Consider the following 1984-nt stretch of genomic DNA (forward strand, 5'->3'; position numbering starts at 1 on the left):
AGGTATTAGCGGTATAGCTATCGCATTGGAATACTGGTTGCTGGAGTGGGCTAATATTATCTTCCCAGAGACCTGTTTATGCCAGGGCGTTGTTGTTAATATCTACTCTTTTGTCACTGCTGCGAGAAAAAATTAAATAAGATGTCAGGCTAAAGTTAAAGACGCTAAACTACTTTCGTTGTTTAATAGTGCGGTGACATCAGTCTTTGCACAGTATAGACCGACAGTATTGTCGTGAGTGATTATTTATACGCTTTAACATGTGTTTTTGCTGCAGCAACAGCGGCTCTTATATCAATATAGCCGGCACCAACTTCCCACGCTTGGTATCCAAGCATCTGAGTTGCAGACTTTGCTATTAATTGTTTGATTTCCTCGATACTTAATAATGGATTAGCTTCCATCATGAGAGCGGCAACACCCGCCGTATATGATGTTGCTATTGAAGTACCAGATAATCGGCTATAAAAAGGGGTATAGGCGGAGTCAAAAAGAAAATCATCATCTGCGCTGTAAGCAAGGCCATTATTCGATGATCGGGTTGAGACCATGTAGTGACCGGGGGCGACAACCGTGACTTGGTTATTATAAGTCCATTCTTGCTTATCTGGCATGGTAAAGCTGCCAGTTTTATAAGATAAATCACGAGAAGAAAAATCAACTAAGTGACCATGACTATTACCGGCACCGACTGATATTACCCAAGGGAGTTGAGCATAAGGGTTATGACTACTTTTACCTGCCCCTGAATTTCCGGCAGAAAATATTGACAATATCCCCAAGGTATAAGCTTTATATGAGGCTAAACCAATTGGGCTGTTCGCATCAAAGTTTCCGGTTGAGCCCCAAGCATTACTGATAATACGCAATGGACTTTGATAATCGTAGCGGTGATTAATCGCATAATCATAGCCACTAACAGCATCTAAAATAGTTAAATCAGCACCTGAGCCGTAACCAACTAGTTTGGCATCGGGAGCGACACCTTTATATTTACCATCAGACATGGCCCCAGAGCCTGCAATAATGCCAGCACAATGGGTACCGTGGTCTGTGTTTACATCAGTATTATATTGACCTCGACTAATAAAGGTCTCGGTCGTGCTCATTTTAGCCAAAGCTGATAATTGTATGGCCGCTTCGACATTATCAATGACTACGTCGCCAAAAAGTAGATCTTGATGCGTGGCATCAATCCCTGAGTCATTGACCATAATGGTCACACCCTTACCACTATAATCGGTATCACCATTAATATTAACAAAGTCTGTTCCTTGAATTTTATTAACACCGGAGTTTTGCCGTGAGTTAGCTATAAAATAGCTTAATTTTCGGTTTAACCATATTGAACGGACATCGTCACGCGCGGCGATTGCTTTGATTTGTGCAACATTAGCGACCACGCCGATTAAAGGCAGTGCAGAAAACTTAACGCCTTTACTAATACCTAAAGCTATTAGCGCCTGTATTTGATTCATCGAGAGTGGCTGCATTTGTTGAAAGGTTATTACCGCGAGGATTGTTTCTTTGTCAGTCATCGTAGGAAGGGTTTGTGCGAGTTGCTCGCCAATAATACTTTCAGCCAATGCTTTTGTAGGCATTGTTAATGCTAAAGAGGCTATAAGCCATGCACTTAAAGTTAATTTACTCATGATAACCAAACTCCGTTTGTTAAATCATTGCAATTATTTCTATCACAGCTAGTTTCCCAATAAATAGGCAGCCTGAAAATAGGGGGTTACCCTAAGTGTATTAAGGTAAATATGCTGTGAGTTTATTAGTGGGTGTGCTTTAAATAAAGGGCGTTTTGCTGAGTTTGAATGTTTTAACTAATTGAAATTGTAGTTTTATAGTAGTTGGTTGGCAGGCAGTAGCAACAATAAAAAAGAGCAGGGATTGTGATTGATTTAAACTATGCAATAGCAGAGAAAATGATATTAAAAAGAGTCTTCAAGATAAATAATTTAAAATTTAAAATTTAAAA

General features: G+C 39.7%; 1 protein-coding gene. It reads right to left on the reverse strand.

Annotated features, from left to right (window positions below; all coding sequences use genetic code 11):
- Window positions 1-242 precede the first annotated feature (242 nt).
- The gene (locus H4J62_RS19855) at window positions 243-1652 is read right to left on the reverse strand and encodes a S8 family serine peptidase (protein ID WP_182218731.1); all 1410 of its coding nucleotides are present in this window, start codon (window positions 1650-1652) and stop codon (window positions 243-245) included.
- Window positions 1653-1984 lie beyond the last annotated feature (332 nt).

The organism is Colwellia sp. BRX8-5 (genome assembly GCF_014077325.1).
Classification (GTDB): Bacteria; Pseudomonadota; Gammaproteobacteria; order Enterobacterales; family Alteromonadaceae; genus Colwellia_A.